Origin of the sequence: Pseudomonas mediterranea CFBP 5447, assembly GCF_000774145.1 — a bacterium.
In the GTDB taxonomy this organism is placed as follows: domain Bacteria; phylum Pseudomonadota; class Gammaproteobacteria; order Pseudomonadales; family Pseudomonadaceae; genus Aquipseudomonas; species Aquipseudomonas mediterranea.
In genome coordinates, this window is sequence record NZ_KN322986.1 from 232019 (window position 1) to 248497 (window position 16479).

Sequence of the window (16479 nt, forward strand, 5' to 3'; positions counted from 1 at the left end):
CTTTTTGGGACTCATCAGTCTTAAGTCCTCGCAGAGGGACTAATGAGTCCGGCAGCGATCACCAGTTCTTCCAACGCCAGCAAATCCGGCACCTTCGCCACATGCTCGCCCACCTGCACAGCCGCCTGCTCCAGCCCGCACAGCGGCACGTCGACGTAGCTCAATTGGCTATCAAGCTTGTAGGAGCGCGGGATGCCCTGCACCAGCAGGGCGATGAATTTCAGTTCCGCGCGACCGCCCAGGGCATTGAGCACCGCGATGCGGGCGCGCTCGCCAATCACGGTTTTCTGGTCACAGGCCGATTCGAAGCTCAGCAGCGGGATCTGCCGTTCACGCCAGCTGACCCAGCCCAGGAACCACGGCGGAGTGTCCATATCGAAGGTGCCGCGCTGATAGTCGATCAGCTCGGCCACGGCCACGTTGGGCAGCACCAGGTGCCGGTCGGCCAGGGGCAACAGCAGCCCGGTCAGGTAACGGGTGCGGTGGTCATGCATCGGTCTTGCTCCAGTGGGCGATGCTCTCGAGCAACACCGACTCCTGATAGGGCTTGCCCAGGTAGTCGTTGACGCCGATGGCCATGGCCCGGTCGCGGTGTTTCTGGCCGGTGCGGGAGGTGATCATGATGATCGGCAGGTGCGCCAGGCGCGGGTCGTTGCGCACTTGCGTCGCCACTTCGAAGCCGTCCATGCGGGGCATTTCGATGTCCAGCAGCATCAGGTCCGGGGTGTGTTCGCTCAGCAGCGCCATGGCATCCACGCCGTCCTTGGCGGTCAGGACGTGCATGCCATGGCGCTCCAACAGGCGACTGGTGACTTTGCGGACCGTCACCGAGTCGTCCACCACCAGCACCAGCAACGGCCGTTGATGCTCGCCCTCGCCTTCGGTCAGTACCGGCCGACGTGGGACCTGGCTGGGCATGGCGCGCAATGGCGCCAACAGGTCGAGAATCAGCACCACCCGACCGTCACCGAGGATGGTCGCGCCGGACAGGCCCTGCACCGCCGAGAATTGTGGGCCGAGGCTCTTGACCACGATCTCCCGGGTCCCGACGGTGGCATCCACCTGTACCGCGACATGCCGTTCGTTGCACTGCACCAGCAACAGCGGCAAGGGCTGGTTTTGGCCCAGCAGTTTCGGCCGGGGCGCGGTTTTCAGCAGCTCGCCCAGGTAGCACAACTCATACCGCTGCCCGGCGTAGCTGTAGGTCGGTGGATCGAGCTGGTAATAAGCCTCCAGCTCGGCGGGCAGCACCCGCACGATGCTTTCGATGGTGTTCAACGGGATCGCATATTGGTCTTCGTGACACTGCACCATCAAGGCCCGGTTGACCGACACGGTAAAGGGCAGGCGGATGCGGAAATGCACCCCTTGCCCCGGGGTCGAGTCGATGACCATGCTGCCGCCCAGTTGCCGCACTTCTTCGTGGACCACGTCCATGCCGACGCCGCGCCCGGAGATCTGGGTAATTTTCTCGGCGGTGGAAAACCCCGGCTGCAGGATGAACTGCAACACGTCGCGGTCGCTGATGTCGCTGTCCGGCGCCAGCAGCCCGCGCTTGATCGCCTTGCGCCGCACCGCGTCCAGCGGTACGCCGGCGCCGTCGTCGCGGATGTCGAAGACGATGTCGCCGCCTTCCCGGGACAGGTCGAGGCTGATACGTCCACGGGCCGGCTTGCCTGCGGCGATGCGCACGTCGGCCGGTTCCAGGCCATGATCGACGGCGTTGCGCAGCATGTGTTCCAACGGCGCGGCCATGCGCTCCAGCACGTTGCGATCCATCTCGCCTTCAGCGTTATCGACAACGAACTCCACATCCTTGCCCAGCTCCTGGGCCACTTGCCGGACGATGCGCTGGAGCCGCGGCACCATGCGCTCGAACGGCACCATGCGCGTACGCATCAGGCCTTCCTGGAGCCGGGTGTTGATGCGCCGCTGTTGCTGCAGCAGGGTCTCGGCGTCATGGTTGCTGCGGTCCAGGGTTTCCTTGAGATCGAGCAAGTCCGAGGCGGACTCGAACAGCGCCCGGGACAACTGCTGCAACTGGGAATGCCGGTCCATCTCCAGCGGGTCGAATTCTTCGTAGCCCAGGCGCTCGGCTTCCACTTGCTGGCGACTGAGGATCCGCCCCTGGGTTTCGGTGTCCAGGCGTCGCAGCTGGTCGCGCATGCGCTCGATGGTGGTTTCCATTTCGCTCAGGGCCACGTGTGCGTCGTTGACTTGCTGTTCGATTCGGCCACGGAAGATCGAGGTTTCCCCGGCCAGGTTCACCAGGTCGTCCAGCAGTTCGGCGGACACCTTGACCATGTCCGCACCGTCGCCCGATGCAGTTGGCTCGGGTTTGGCGGGCGCGGGCGTCGCGGGCATGACCGGGGCCACGGCGGGCGGCAGAGCCGGCGTCTCGCTGTCCTGCGGGTGGTTGACCGCCTGGATCTGCGCAATCAGCCGGTCCGCCGGCGGGCACGCCAGACCGGCCCGTACCGCATCGAGCATATGGGCCAGGCGGTCATGACTGCTCTGCAGCAGGACGAACAGCGCCGGCGTCGGTTGCAACAGGCCCGCGGACAAACCTTCATAGAGGTTTTCCAGCTCATGGGCCAAGTCGCCAATAGGCCCGATCTCCACCATTCGCGCACCGCCCTTGAGGGTGTGCAGGTCCCGCAGCAGGGTTTCCACCGCCTGGCGATTGGACGGTTCGGCCTGCCAGCGCAGCAAGGCCGCGCCGGAACTGTCGAGGATGTCGAAACCTTCTTCCAGGAAGATTTCCAGCAGCTCGGGATCGTGTCCGGCGGCGTCGCCCGGGATCGACCCGGCGCCTTCGATGGCGTTCGGCTTGTCCTGGCGGAACCGGCGGATGGCGTCGATCAGCGAAACCGGATCGCCCAGGGTCTGGCCCTGCTGCAATTGCCCGAGCAACAGGTCGAGGCGCTCGTGACTGCTGTTGAGCAGGTGAGCCAGCTCATCGCTATGGCTGTAGCGGCGATCCACCAGGCCTTCGTAGAGGTTTTCCAGTTCCTGGGCCAGATCGCTGATCGGCCGGATATCGGCCATCCGCGCGCCGCCCTTGAGGGTGTGCAGGTCCCGCTGCAACGAGGACAGCGGCGCCCCGTTGTCCGGGTCGGCCAGCCAGCGGTGCAGGGCCTGGGCCGCGCTCTCCAGGATGTCCTGGGCCTCTTCGAGGAAGATCGAGGTGATGTCGTCTATCGACGTGTCAGCGGGCACGTCGCGTTCGAGTTCGGCGGTTGCATGACCCAGCTCGCGGATGCTCAAGGTGCGGCTGCCATCGCTGCGGATCAGGCCCGTGGCCGACGGGTCGAGACCGGCCTCGAGCAACGCGTGCAGGGCCTGTACCCGCTCGGGCCGTGGATGTACATGCTGGCCAGCCGCTAACTCATCGAGCATGTCGATCAGCGCTTCGTGGGCTTGTTGCGCCTGCTGGAAAAATTCGTCGCTGACCGCCAGGCTGCTTTCTTCCACAGCGCCGTAGAGGTCGAGCAAGGCTTCGCAGAGTTCGTCCACCGGCTGCAGGTCGGCCAGGTGCGCGCCTTCGCCGAGGGTCGTCAACTCATCCAGCAACGCGCTCAGTTCCTGGCCCTCGCCGGGGTGCTGCTGCCAGCGGTGCAACAGGTTTTCGGCGTCCAGCAGGATATCCATGCCCTGGGCGAGGAAATCGTTGATCAGTTGCGGGTTGCGCTTGTTCCGCGCGCCATTGTCCGAAGTACCACTGACCGCCTGCAGGCGCTCGGCCAACAGGGCCTGGGCACGTTGGATCAGGTCCGCGGCCCCGGGGATCGGCGCCAGCGGATCGCTGTGCAATTGGCGCAGGCCCAGGCGCAGCAGGCCTTCGGCTTCCAGCAGGCACTCGACTTCATCCAGATCGAGGGCGATCAGGTGCACCCGGTATTCCCGGGCCAGTTGGTCCATCGCCCCGGCCAGCTCGGCAATCGGCAACACCCCGGCCATCGATGCGCTGCCCTTGAGGGTGTGCAGGGCGCGCTGCAATTCGTCGCTGGCCTGCAAGGGCAGGTGTTCGGCGGCCTGGTCGAGAAAACCATTGAGACCGGCGAGATGCCCCTGGGCCTCCTTGTCGAAGATCTTCAACAGCAGCGGGTCGAGGGCAGCCACGTCCCCCTGGTCTTCATCGAGCTCATCATTGCCCTTGGCCAGGGCGTGGGCGCGTGCGGCCAGGCGGTCGACATCATCGCGCTGGCGCTGGAGATGGGCGGCAAAATCGGCGACCAGCGCGGGCAGCAGCCGCACCGTGTCATCCACCAGTTGCAGGACCGCAGCACTCGGCTCGACACTGCGCTCCAGCACCCGGTTGAGCAGGTTCTCCACTGCCCAGGCCAGTTCGCCCAGCACCAGCGCCCGGACCATGCGGCCGCTGCCCTTGAGCGTATGGAAGGCCCGGCGCACTTCGACCAGGGCGACCTGGTCAGCGGGCTGAGCGGCCCAGCGCGGCAGATACTCGTGCAGCACCTCCAGCACTTCGGCGGTCTCCTCGAGGAAGACCTCGCGCAACTCTTCGTCCACCGGATGCTCATCCACCGGAGGCGGCAGCAGACTGCCCGGCGTGTTCCTGGCCGGCGGGTTGACCGCCGAGACCGGGCTGGCCAGCATGTCGGCGAGGGACTGCACGGTCTGTGGATCATCCAGCTCCTGCAAATCCTGCATGACCTGGGCTTCGTTGGGACTCAGCACGTCATCGAGCAACGGCACCCGGGCTTCGTCCGGAAGATAACCGAGCGCGGCCAGGCTCCCCTCGACCCCATCCAACAGCGGCTCGCCCGGTGTTTCCGGGTCTTCGCTCAAGCGCTCCAGGTAGTATTCAAGGCCGGTGATCACGTCGGCCAGGTGGTCGAGCTCTTCCCAATCCGGCCGGGCCTGGCCCAGCAGCAAGTGGTCGCGGATGAATCCGTTGCAAGCCTCCACCAGGCCGGCGGCGCGACTCAGGGGAATCATCGCCAGTGCGCCGCGGACCTGGGTCAACAGCGCCGGCAGGGTCTGTAACTGCTCGCTGTTCCAGTCGGCGTCGATGTAGTCGACGATCATGTCCTTGGCCTGTTGCAGACAGGTGTGGGCCTCCTTGATGACGATCTGATGGATCTGGGTCAGGTCGGTGGTGGGCAGTTGGCTGTCTTCGCGACTTTCAGGCTCGACGGTGCCGACCATGCCGGCGAGGTTGGCCTCGACATAAAGCAAAGCACCGGCAACGTCCATGAGAGTGGCGTCATCGGGCTCGCGCTGGCCCTGGGAGAGGCTCAGTACCACCGCCAGTTGATCGATGATGACCTTGCGCGGCTGGCCGAAACCGAGCACCGCCAGGGTATCGGCGATCTGCCGCAGGGGCGCCAGCAGGCTGTCCAGTTCCGAGGCGTGCTGGCGGTCGCTGCGCACGAACAGGTCCAGCCGCTCCTTGACCCGCACCAGTTCCTCGCAGAGCGCGGTGAGCACCGAGCGCATGGCATCGCGGTCGGGCCCGGCCAGGCGCGCACGTTCTTCGTCGAGCATGGCGCTGTCAGGCAGCGCGTCGTCCAGTGAGTAGCGTTCTTTCATGATCTGCATCTGCCCGCTGGGATGTTCGGCCTTGGCAATATAGAACAACAAGCTCTTGAGCAGGTGCGGCGGTGCCGGTTGATTGATGCCGGGCATGCCCTGGTCGAGCAGGCGCTTGAGTTCCTTGTCGGCTTCCTTGAACAGGCTGCGCAAGGCCGGGCTGTTGGCGATGCGTCCGTCACGCATGCCTTCGACCAGCGCCGACGCCACCTGCCACAGGGCATTGAGCGGCGCCCCGGCACAGAGTCCTTCCAGACGATGGAAGACCTTGGCCAGGTAACCGAGGTGGGTGGCGTCATCCTGCTCGCGCAACAGGCCCACCAGGGCCATTTGCAGGGTCTGGCGCAATTTGCGCAAGGTGCCGGGCAGGTCCGCCGGCTCGAGCCGCTTCAGAGCCGCATCGCCGAGGGGCGCGATATCGGGCAGCTCCGGGCTGAACAGGCTGGTTTCCGATAACAGGCTCTCGCCCCGGGCACTGCGCAGGTCGTTGATCAGCGGCAAGACCACGAGTGGCAGGTCGCGGCGGGCACCCTGGATGCGATCCAGATATATCGGCAGTTGTCCCAAGGCCTGGCTCAACAGGCTGACGGCCTCTTCGCGATGGGCAATGCGGTTGTCCTGCAGGGCGACGCACAGGTGTTCCATTTCTTCGGCCAGCAACGCCGCGCCATAGAACTCGACCATCTGCAGGCCGCCATGCACCTGGTGAATGCAGGCCAGGCATTGTTCAAGGGCATCCGCCGCCTGCGGCTCATCCACCAGGCGGTTGAGGGCCAGATGAGCCTGCTTCAACGTTTCGGCAATCTCGCCCTTGACCCATTCCAGGGCCACATAGTCGTGCCGATCACCCATAACCGCTCCAATCCGGCAAATACACCCTCCTTGTGGCGGGAGGATTCATCTGTGGGAGCAAAGCTTGCTCGCGATAAGGGCAGCTCAATCTCCGGCCTGACGCGTCGCTCTCATCGCGGGCAAGCCTTGCTCCCACATGATTCTCCTCGCCCCGTATACCGCCTCCAACAGTCAAGACTTGTCCTCATCCTTAGCCGCCGGCAAGGTAAAACCCGACACCGACCGACGCAACTGGCTGGCCATTTTCGCCAGGTTGCCGATGCTCTCGGCGGTGGCGGTGGAGCCGGACGAGGTCTGCGTGGTGATCTGCTGGATCACGTTCATCGTCAGGGAAATCTGCCCCGCCGAGGTGGTCTGCTGCTGCGCCGCGTTGGAAATGCTCTGGATCAGCGCCGCCAGGGTCTTGGACACACCCTCGATCTCTTCCAGGGCCACGCCGGCATCCTGGGCCAGCCGGGCGCCGCGCACCACTTCGCTGGTGGTCTGCTCCATGGAGATCACCGCTTCGTTGGTATCGGCCTGGATCGCCCGCACCAGTGTTTCGATCTGCCGGGTCGCCGCCGAGGAGCGCTCCGCCAGTCGTTGCACTTCATCGGCCACCACCGCGAAGCCGCGCCCGGCATCCCCGGCCATGGACGCCTGGATCGCAGCGTTGAGGGCCAGGATGTTGGTCTGGTCGGCGATGTCGTCGATCAGGCTGACGATGTCGCCGATTTCCTGGGACGACTCGCCCAGGCGCTTGATGCGCTTGGCGGTGTCCTGGATCTGCTCGCGAATGTTGTCCATGCCATGAATGGTGTTGTGCACCACCTCGTTGCCCTTGTTGGCGATCTCCACGGAGCGTTCGGCCACCGCCGACGACTCGGCGGCGTTGGCCGATACCTGGTCGATGGACTGGGCCATTTCATTGATTGAAGTCGAAGCTTCGCTGATCTGCTGGGCCTGGTGCTCGGAAGCCTGGGCCAGGTGCATGGCAGTGGCCTGGGTTTCCTGCACCGCCGCGGCGACCTGGCCGGCGGTGAGGTTGATGGTGGCGACCAGGTCACGCAGCTGATCCACCGAATAATTGATCGAGTCGGCGATGGTGCCGGTGAAGTCCTCGGTGACCGATGCGGTGACGGTCAGGTCGCCGTCGGCCAGATCGGCGATTTCGTCCAGCAGGCGCATGATCGCGTTCTGGTTGCGCTCGTTCTTCTCCGCGGTTTCGTGCAGCTGGCGGTTGGTTTCACGCACCATCACCAGGCCGATCAGGATGATCGACATCAGCGCCAGCAGCCCCAGCACGTAACCGCCAATGGCGTGGACGGAACGGCCACCGGCCAGGTTCTCCAGTGCCGTGGTCAGGTGCGAGGCTTCGTCCAACAGGGTCTGCGACAGGTTGAAGATGTTGCCGGCCGATTCGCGGACCTTGAACAGTTCCGGCGAGGTTTCGAGGATTTCGTCCACCGAGCCCGAGACGAACTCGAACAGTTCGCTGATTTCGCTCAGGCGTGCCCGCGCATCGCGATCCTGGACCTGGGAGATCTTCAAGGCCGGATCGCCCTGCAACATGCCGTTGAGCACCTGGCCGAAACGCGCTGCATCGCGGCCAAAGGTATCGGCGGCCTGGCTGGCGTTCTCATCCCCCGCCAGCACGGTATTCACCGCACCCAGGATGCGCTCGGCCAACAACGACTGGCGCTGGGCCATGGCCACCTGGGCCGCAGGCGCACCCCGTTGCAGCAGGATCTCGACGACTTTTTCGTATTCGACCTGCAATTGCGGCACGGTTTCGGCCAGGGTCGCCGCCACCTGATGCAGCGACAGCACGGTCTGCTCGCTGGACAGGATGGCGTCGGTGTTCTTGAGCAGGCGCTCCCAGTCCAGTTGCACGGCGCGCATCTGCGGCCGCAGGGTCGAAGGCGCCGGCGGCAGGCCGGTCACCGGGTCGCCCTGCTTGAGGTAGCCCCAGCGCTGGGCAAAATCGTTGCGTGCATCGCTCAGCAATTTGAACGCCGCGGCCTTGCCGGCGGCGGCCTCGGTGGCGTTCTTGGCAATGCGCTGGGACAGCACCCGCAACTCACCGGCATGGCCGATGTACTGTTTATCGTAGGTGGACTGGGTGTTGAGGTAGGCGAAATTGGCGAACAGCAGCATGATGAAGACAATCAGCGCGACGAACAGCACGATGATCTGCGAACGACTGCGCGACGCTTCCAGTGGCTTGCCTGTGTTTGCTTTGATCATCGATTTTCGCCTGTACTGCCCAAGACCCTGCCCCTCCGCTGTTACCCCTGTGGGAGCGAGCCTGCTCGCGATAGCGGCGTGTCAGTCAACGTAGATGCTGGCTGATCACCCGCCATCGCGAGCAGGCTCGCTCCCACAGTCAACTTGCCACGTCCATGAACCCCGCCGATTGCGTCAACGCAAAAGGGCTGAACACCTGCCACTGTCGCTCGCCACGAAACCGGCCCTTGACGAAAGCGGCTTCCGGGCAGTCGCGCTCGCCCGCCTGCATCGGCTCCAGGCTGTCCTGGGTGAAATGCTGCAATCCGAGGACTTCGTCCACCAGCAACCCGGCGAACACTTCGCCATGATCCACCACCAGCACCCGCCGCTGCTTGCGCAGCGTCGACAGTTCATGACCGAAAAAACCGCACAGGTCCATCAACGGTAACAGTCGGCCCCGCAGGTTGGCCACGCCACGCACCCACGGCTTGACCCCGGGCAGATGCGTATGGCGCGGCTCGTGCAGCACTTCGCTGACCTCATCCATGGGTGCCACGTACCAGCGTTCGCCCAGGCGAAAGCCGATACCGCTCCAGGCGTGACGGTGGGTCGGTTGAGACGGCAGGTCCGCCGCCAGCGACCGGCAGCGTCGATCGATCTGCAGCAGCAGTTCGAACGCAGTCAGGGATGGGCTCATGGCCGCGCCGTCAACCCGCCAGGACGTTGTTCAGGGTCTTGATCAGGGTTTCTTCGTCGACCGGCTTGGTCAGGTAATCCTTGGCGCCTTGGCGAGTGCCCCAGACCTTATCGGTTTCCTGGTCCTTGGTGGTGATGATGATCACCGGGATGTGGCCGGTTTCCGGATCCTTGGTCAACTGGCGCGTGGCCTGGAACCCGTTGAGGCCAGGCATGACGATGTCCATCAACACCGCATCGGGCTTTTCCTGGCGGGCCAGGGCCACGCCGTCGGCGCCGTTCTCGGCCTTGAGGATCTGGTGACCGTGCTTTTCCAGCATGCCGGTCAGCTTGTACATTTCAGTCGGCGAATCATCGACGATCAGAATTCGTGCCATGGTGTTCCCCATTCTTGTCGACCCCAGGCTCTGCGGCCGGGCGTCATTAATGTGCCTGGTGCGGCTGGACGGCGGCAAAGCCCGGAACATGAGCTTGTATCGCGCCCAGCAGTTCTTCCTTGCTGAAAGGCTTGGTCAAAAACTGATCGGAACCGACGATACGTCCCTTGGCCTTGTCGAACAGCCCGTCCCGGGACGACAGCAGGATCACTGGCGTGGCCTTGAAGGCGCTGTTGTTCTTGATCAGGGCGCAGGTCTGGTAACCGTCCAGACGCGGCATCATGATGTCGACAAAGATGATGCCCGGATGATGGTCGGTAATCTTGGCCAGGGCATCGAAGCCATCGACCGCCGTGATCACCTCGCAACCCACATTGCGCAGCAAGGTTTCGGCGGTACGGCGAATGGTCTTCGAATCGTCGATGACCATGACCTTCAAGGCGCTGGATTGCTGCTGCGTAGGATGCTCTGCCATTGCCACTGCGAACCGGTTCTAAACGCGTAAATGCGACCGACGGCGCAAGCCCTTGATGTTCAAGGCCCGCGCGCCACATGGCAGCCTTTTTAGCACAGTCTCCAGCGCCGGGCTATCGGCCGGACGGCACGGTGGTTTTTCCTTGACCGCGAATCCGCCGGGCGCCACTCTGACGCCACTTTTTCACGCCATTTGTGCCCCATCAGATTTCGAGGAACCAAGCCATGAGCGTACGCGTCGGCATTGTCATGGACCCTATTGCCAGCATTTCCTACAAAAAGGATAGCTCGCTGGCCATGCTGCTGGCCGCTCAAAAGCGCGGCTGGGAATTGTTCTACATGGAACAGCGCGACCTCTACCAGGCCGAAGGCCAGGCCCGGGCGCGCATGAAACCGTTGAAAGTCTTCGCCAACCCGGAAAAATGGTTTGAACTGGGCGCCGAGAACGATGCGCTGCTGAGCGACCTGGATGTGATCCTGATGCGCAAGGATCCGCCCTTCGACATGGAGTTCGTGTATTCCACCTACCTGCTGGAACAAGCCGAAACCGCCGGCGTGCTGGTGGTCAACAAGCCCCAGAGCCTGCGCGACTGCAACGAGAAGCTGTTCGCCACGCTGTTCCCGCAATGCACCCCACCGACCATCGTCAGCCGTCGCCCGGATGTCCTGCGCGAGTTCGCCGATCATCACGGTGACGTGATCCTCAAGCCCCTGGACGGCATGGGCGGTTCTTCGATCTTCCGCCACACCGCCGGCCACCCGAACCTCTCGGTGATCCTGGAAACCCTGACCCTGCACGGCAAGCAGCAAATCATGATCCAAGGCTACCTGCCGGCCATCGTCGATGGCGACAAGCGCATCCTGATGATCGACGGCGAGCCGGTGGACTATTGCCTGGCACGCATTCCGGCAGCGGGCGAAACCCGCGGCAACCTGGCCGCCGGCGGCCGTGGCGAAGCCCGTCCACTGACCGAGAAGGATCGCTGGATCGCTGCCCAGGTGGGCCCGGCCCTGCGGGAAAAAGGCCTGCTGTTCGTGGGCCTGGACGTGATCGGCGAGCACCTGACGGAAATCAACGTCACCAGCCCGACCTGCATCCGCGAGATCGACAATGCCTTCGGCACCGACATCGGCGGGATGCTGATGGATGCCATAGAGAAGCAGCTGCAAGCTAGAAGCTCCAAGCGGCAAGTTTAATGCGTACAGCTTGTCGCTTGCCGCTTGAAGCTTGCAGCTAAAAACCAACATTGCGCTATCATGCCGGGCCCTGAAAAGAAGCAATGTTGGTTTTCGCCGCCATGACCCTCCCGTCCGATCTGCCCCTAGAGCTCGCCCACCGTGGCGTGCGTCCGGCTGATCGCCTCGGCTTTACCCTGTTCCTGGCGGCGCTGATCCACCTGGCCCTGCTGCTGGGCGTCGGGTTCGCCACGGTCGAGCCCAAGCAGATCAGCCAGACCCTGGAAATCACCCTGGCCACCTTCAAGAGCGAAACCAAGCCGAAGCAGGCGGATTTCCTCGCCCAGGAAAACCAGCAGGGTAGTGGCACCCTGGAAAAGAAGGCGGTTCCCAAGACCACCGAGATCGCGCCGTTCCAGGACAATCAGGTCCAGAAGGCCACCCCTCCCCCGGCCGCCAAGCCCGAGGCGCAGGAAACGGCCCCCAAGGCCGCCGTGACCACTGTGGCACCGAAACCGAAGAAAGCGCCGGTCAAGGAAGAGGTCAAGCCCGACCCCAAGCCCAAGGCCCCGGCGCCGACTTTCGACAGCTCCCAGTTGTCCAGCGACATCGCCAGCCTGGAAGCCGAACTGGCCCAGGAACAGCAGCTCTATGCCAAACGCCCGCGCATCCACCGCCTGAGTGCCGCTTCGACCATGCGCGACAAGGGCGCCTGGTACAAGGATGAGTGGCGCAAGAAGGTCGAGCGCATCGGCAACCTCAATTACCCCGACGAGGCGCGGCGCAAGCAGATCTACGGCAACCTGCGGCTGATGGTCTCGATCAACCGCGACGGCTCCCTCTATGAAGTGCTGGTGCTGGAGTCCTCCGGCCAACCGCTGCTGGACCAGGCGGCCCAGCGGATCGTGCGCCTGGCGGCGCCGTTCGCGCCGTTTACCGGGGATTTGTCGGACATCGACCGGCTGGAGATCATCCGCACCTGGAAATTCTCCCGGGGCGACCGGTTGTCCAGCAACTGACACAGCACTGAATTCCTGTGGGAGCGAGCCTGCTCGCGATAGCGGTCTGCCAGTCGACATTTATATCGGATGATCAATAGCTATCGCGAGCAGGCTCGCTCCCACAAGGGTTCTATACCTATCCCGGGCATTTCCTGCACATCCCCAGCTTGTCAGTTCGCCCCTGCGCCGCCACACTATCGCCTATGAAAAACGTCAGCCCCACCTACCTCAAGCATCATTTCCTGATCGCCATGCCGCATATGGCCGATCCGAACTTCGCCCACACCTTGACCTACATCGTCGAGCACACGGCCAATGGCGCCATGGGGCTGGTGATCAATCGCCCGCAGGAACTGAACCTGGCGGACATTCTCGAGCAGTTGCGCCCCGAGGTGGAGCCGCCGATCCTGTGCCAGCACGTGCCGATTTTCATCGGCGGCCCGGTGCAGACCGACCGCGGTTTCGTGCTCCATCCGTCGGGTCCCAGTTACCAGGCCACCGTGGATCTCAACGGCGTATCGCTGTCGACCTCCCAGGACGTGTTGTTTGCCATCGCTGACGGTGTCGGGCCGGAGAAAAGCCTGATCGCCCTCGGCTACGCCGGTTGGGAAGCCGGGCAACTGGAGGCCGAACTGGCCGACAACGCCTGGCTGACTTGCCCGTTCGACGCCGACATCCTGTTCAACACCAGCAGTGAACTGCGCCTGGAAGCGGCGGCCAACCGCCTGGGGATCAACCTCAGCCTGCTCACCAGCCAGGCAGGACACGCCTGATGGCCCTGCGCCTGCTGCTGGGCTTCGATTACGGCACCAAACAGATCGGCGTTGCGGTCGGCCAGGTCGTTACCGGCCAGGCCCGCGAGCTGTGCACCCTCAAGGCGCAGAATGGCGTGCCGGACTGGAACCAGGTCGAAGCGCTGATCAAGGAATGGAAGCCCGACGCCGTGGTGGTCGGCCTGCCGCTGAACATGGACGGTACGCCCAGCGACATGTGCGTGCGCGCGGAAAAATTCGCCCGCCGGCTCAATGGTCGCTACAACCTGCCCTTCTATACCCACGACGAACGCCTGACCACGTTCGAAGCCAAGGGCGAGCGCCTCGAGCGTGGCGGGCAGAAAGGCAGTTACCGCGACAACCCGGTGGACGCCATCGCCGCCGCCCTGCTGCTGCAGGGCTGGCTCGATGCCAATAGAGCCCTGTTCGACACCTGATTTTGAAAGCGCCGCCAAGGCGCTTTCTTTTAGCGATAGACCGGGCCTTTCACCGCCGGCCCGGGAACCTGAAGGAGCCAGCATGAGCCTGCCCAATCCTGCCGACCTGATCAGCCAGATGGCGATCCGTCTCACGGCACACCTGGAACAACGCGGCATCCGCGAACCGCGCTACATCGGTATTCGCACCGGCGGCGTCTGGGTCGCCCAGGCCCTGCTCGAGGAACTCGGCAGCCAAGCGCCGCTGGGCACCCTGGACGTGTCCTTCTACCGCGACGACTTCAGCCAGAACGGCCTGCACCCACAAGTACGCCCTTCGGCGTTGCCGTTCGAGATCGAGGGCCAGCACCTGGTCCTGATCGACGACGTACTGATGAGCGGCCGGACCATTCGCGCCGCCATGAACGAGTTGTTCGATTACGGCCGCCCGGCCAGTGTGACCCTGGTGTGCCTGCTGGACCTGGACGCCGCCGAGCTGCCGATCCGTCCGAACGTGGTCGGCGCGACGCTGGCACTGGCCGCGCACCAGCGGGTCAAGCTCTCCGGCCCCGCACCGCTGCAACTCGAACTGCAAGACCTTGCCCTTTAACTGCCCTTGTAAGAGTCCATCGCGATGACGCCTCTCGAAACCAAGCGCCCGCTGCAGCTCAACGATCAGGGCCAGCTGCGGCACTTCCTGTCCCTCGACGGCCTGCGCCGCGAGCTGCTGACGGAAATCCTCGACACCGCCGACTCGTTCCTCGAAGTCGGTGCCCGGGCGGTGAAGAAAGTCCCGTTGCTGCGCGGCAAGACCGTGTGCAACGTGTTCTTCGAAAACTCTACCCGCACGCGCACCACCTTCGAACTGGCGGCCCAGCGGCTGTCGGCGGACGTGATCACCCTCAACGTATCGACGTCCTCGGCGAGCAAGGGCGAAACCCTGCTCGATACCCTGCGCAACCTCGAAGCCATGGCAGCGGACATGTTTGTCGTGCGCCACGGTGATTCCGGCGCGGCACACTTCATTGCCGAACACGTCTGCCCACAGGTGGCGATCATCAACGGCGGCGACGGCCGTCACGCCCACCCGACCCAGGGCATGCTGGACATGCTGACCATCCGCCGGCACAAGGGCAGCTTCGAGAATCTCTCGGTGGCCATCGTCGGCGACATCCTGCATTCGCGGGTGGCGCGCTCGAACATGCTCGCCCTCAAGACCCTCGGTTGCCCGGACATCCGCGTGATCGCGCCGAAAACCCTGCTGCCCATTGGCGTCGAGCAGTACGGCGTCAAGGTCTACACCGACATGACCGAAGGTCTCAAGGATGTCGATGTGGTGATCATGCTGCGCCTGCAGCGTGAGCGGATGACCGGTGGCCTATTGCCCAGCGAAGGCGAGTTCTACCGTCTGTTCGGCCTCACCACCGCCCGCCTGGCCGGGGCCAAGCCGGATGCCATCGTCATGCACCCGGGGCCGATCAACCGCGGCGTGGAGATCGAGTCGGCGGTGGCCGACGGGCCGCATTCGGTGATCCTCAACCAGGTGACCTACGGCATCGCCATCCGCATGGCCGTGCTGTCCATGGCCATGAGCGGGCAAACGGCCCAGCGCCAATTCGACCAGGAGAACGCCCAGTGAAGCTCAGCATTCTCGGCGCACGCGTGATCGATCCGGCCAGCGGCCTGGATCAAGTGACCGACATTCATATCGACGCCTGCAAAATCGTTGCCCTGGGCGCCGCCCCGGCCGGTTTCGTGGCGGTCGAGACCCTCGACGCCCAAGGCCTGGTGGCCGCCCCCGGCCTGGTCGACCTGAACGTCGCCCTGCGCGAACCCGGCTACAGCCGCAAGGGCAGCATCGTCAGCGAAACCCGGGCCGCCGCCGCCGGTGGCGTGACCAGCCTGTGCTGCCCGCCACAGACCAAACCGGTGCTGGACACCTCGGCCGTGGCCGAACTGATCCTCGACCGCGCCCGCGAAGCCGGCAACACCAAGGTCTTCCCGATCGGTGCGCTGAGCAAAGGCCTCGACGGCGAACAGCTGGCGGAGCTGATTGCACTGCGCGACGCCGGTTGCGTGGCGTTCGGCAACGGCCTGAACAGTTTTCGCAACACCCGCACCCTGTGCCGCGCCCTGGAATACGCAGCCACTTTCGGCCTGACGGTGATCTTCAACTCCCAGGATCACGACCTGGCCGAAGGCGGCCTGGCCCATGAAGGCCCGACCGCCAGTTTCCTCGGCCTGCCGGGCATACCGGAGACCGCCGAGACCGTGGCCCTGGCCCGTGACTTGTTGCTGGTGGAGCAAAGCGGTGTGCGCGCGCATTTCAGCCAGTTGACCAGTGCCCGTGGTGCGGCGCTGATCGCCCAGGCCCAGGCCCGCGGCTTGCCGGTGACCGCCGATGTGGCGCTGTACCAACTGATCCTGACCGACGAAGCCCTGATCGATTTCAACAGCGTTTACCATGTCCAGCCACCGCTGCGCACCCGCGCCGACCGGGATGGCTTGCGCGAGGCGGTGAAATCCGGGGTGATCTCGGCCATCTCCAGCCATCACCAACCCCATGAGCGCGATGCCAAGCTGGCACCCTTCGGCGCCACCGAACCGGGCATCAGCAGCGTCGAACTGCTGCTGCCGCTGGCCATGACCCTGGTGGAAGACGGCCTGCTCGACCTGCCGACCTTGCTGGCGCGCCTCAGCGCTGGCCCGGCCCAGGCGCTGCAACTGCCAGCCGGTAAACTGGCGGTGGGTGCGGCAGCGGACCTGGTGCTGTTTGACCCGGCCGCCTCCACCGTGGCCGGCGAAGCCTGGCGCTCCAAAGGCGACAACTGCCCGTTCCTGGGCCACAGCTTGCCGGGTGTGGTGCGCTATACCTTGATGGATGGGCGGGTTACTCACCAGGCCTGATTCCGTGTCGCGCCCATCGCGAGCAGGCTCGCTCCCACAGGGATCT

The 16479-nt window shown here is 64.4% G+C and carries 13 protein-coding genes; 7 read left to right on the top strand and 6 right to left on the bottom strand.

Translation table 11 applies throughout. The features are described 5' to 3' along the window. Window positions 1-20 precede the first annotated feature (20 nt). The 6 genes from N005_RS17885 to N005_RS17910 all read right to left on the bottom strand — a co-directional run bounded on the left by N005_RS17885 (window position 21) and on the right by N005_RS17910 (window position 10161). Window positions 21-494: a chemotaxis protein CheW gene (locus tag N005_RS17885; RefSeq protein ID WP_047702434.1), complete on the bottom strand. Its 474-nt coding sequence runs from the start codon at window positions 492-494 to the stop codon at window positions 21-23. Then, window positions 487-6405 carry an Hpt domain-containing protein gene (locus N005_RS17890; RefSeq protein WP_047702435.1) on the bottom strand — a complete coding sequence of 1973 codons (5919 nt, stop codon included), beginning with the start codon at window positions 6403-6405 and terminating at the stop codon, window positions 487-489. Before N005_RS17890 ends, N005_RS17885 begins: the two co-directional genes overlap by 8 nt. Window positions 6406-6576: 171 nt before the next feature. Then, on the bottom strand, window positions 6577-8631 hold the full coding sequence (locus N005_RS17895; RefSeq protein ID WP_041023964.1) for a methyl-accepting chemotaxis protein: 2055 nt from the start codon (window positions 8629-8631) through the stop codon (window positions 6577-6579). Window positions 8632-8770: 139 nt separating this feature from the next. Further along, the gene (locus N005_RS17900) at window positions 8771-9310 is read right to left on the bottom strand and encodes a chemotaxis protein CheW (RefSeq protein WP_047702436.1); all 540 of its coding nucleotides are present in this window, start codon (window positions 9308-9310) and stop codon (window positions 8771-8773) included. 10 nt (window positions 9311-9320) lie between these two features. Beyond that, on the bottom strand, window positions 9321-9686 hold the full coding sequence (pilH, locus tag N005_RS17905) for a twitching motility response regulator PilH (RefSeq protein ID WP_047702437.1): 366 nt from the start codon (window positions 9684-9686) through the stop codon (window positions 9321-9323). Window positions 9687-9732: 46 nt separating this feature from the next. Beyond that, window positions 9733-10161 (bottom strand): response regulator, encoded by a 429-nt coding sequence (locus N005_RS17910; protein ID WP_047702438.1) that lies wholly within the window; start codon window positions 10159-10161, stop codon window positions 9733-9735. A 224-nt stretch (window positions 10162-10385) separates the two neighbouring features. On the opposite strand from N005_RS17910, the gene gshB reads away from it, so the two are divergent. The 7 genes from gshB to N005_RS17945 all read left to right on the top strand — a co-directional run bounded on the left by gshB (window position 10386) and on the right by N005_RS17945 (window position 16433). After that, window positions 10386-11357 carry a glutathione synthase gene (gshB, locus tag N005_RS17915; protein ID WP_047702439.1) on the top strand — a complete coding sequence of 324 codons (972 nt, stop codon included), beginning with the start codon at window positions 10386-10388 and terminating at the stop codon, window positions 11355-11357. Between the two features lie 101 nt (window positions 11358-11458). Then, window positions 11459-12355, top strand: coding sequence for an energy transducer TonB (locus N005_RS17920; RefSeq protein WP_047702795.1), 897 nt, complete (start codon window positions 11459-11461; stop codon window positions 12353-12355). 185 nt (window positions 12356-12540) lie between these two features. Beyond that, the gene (locus N005_RS17925) at window positions 12541-13110 is read left to right on the top strand and encodes a YqgE/AlgH family protein (RefSeq protein ID WP_024778884.1); all 570 of its coding nucleotides are present in this window, start codon (window positions 12541-12543) and stop codon (window positions 13108-13110) included. Beyond that, on the top strand, window positions 13110-13547 hold the full coding sequence (gene ruvX / locus N005_RS17930) for a Holliday junction resolvase RuvX (protein WP_047702440.1): 438 nt from the start codon (window positions 13110-13112) through the stop codon (window positions 13545-13547). The genes N005_RS17925 and ruvX overlap by 1 nt, the downstream gene beginning before the upstream one ends. Window positions 13548-13629: 82 nt before the next feature. Then, window positions 13630-14136 (top strand): bifunctional pyr operon transcriptional regulator/uracil phosphoribosyltransferase PyrR, encoded by a 507-nt coding sequence (gene pyrR, locus N005_RS17935; RefSeq protein WP_047702441.1) that lies wholly within the window; start codon window positions 13630-13632, stop codon window positions 14134-14136. Between the two features lie 24 nt (window positions 14137-14160). Further along, entirely contained in the window at window positions 14161-15165 is a 1005-nt protein-coding gene (locus tag N005_RS17940) for an aspartate carbamoyltransferase catalytic subunit (protein ID WP_003177495.1), read from the top strand. Further along, window positions 15162-16433, top strand: a complete 1272-nt coding sequence (locus tag N005_RS17945) for a dihydroorotase (RefSeq protein WP_047702442.1) — start codon at window positions 15162-15164, stop codon at window positions 16431-16433. Before N005_RS17940 ends, N005_RS17945 begins: the two co-directional genes overlap by 4 nt. The last annotated feature ends 46 nt before the right edge of the window (window positions 16434-16479 follow it).